Annotated in this window: 1 protein-coding gene; it reads right to left on the bottom strand. The window is 77.7% G+C overall.

The genetic code is table 11. The features are described from left to right. The coding region (locus tag GTW40_RS06980; protein WP_202485517.1) for a bifunctional DNA primase/polymerase at window positions 1–206 on the bottom strand (206 nt) is incomplete at both ends.

Here is a 206-nt window from a genome sequence, read left to right as displayed (position 1 = left end):
GCGGTTCGCCGGGGTGGGGCGGCGGGCCCACTGCACGGCGCCCCGGCCGCCGATCCGGGTCGGCGGGGCCGCCACGTAGTGCCCCTCGCCGCGCGTGACGAGGTCGAGGGAGGAGGGGATCCAGCCCAGCTTGCGGACGAGGTCCGGGACCTTGGCGGCGGCGCCCGGCAGGACGAAGAAGTACATGCGCCGGTCCGGGGAGCAGG

The sequence above is a fragment of the Streptomyces sp. SID4985 genome, from assembly GCF_009863025.1.
Taxonomy (GTDB): domain Bacteria; phylum Actinomycetota; class Actinomycetes; order Streptomycetales; family Streptomycetaceae; genus Streptomyces.
The sequence above is the reverse complement of the archived record's forward strand: the minus strand, read 5'-3'. Positions and strand labels throughout refer to the sequence as shown.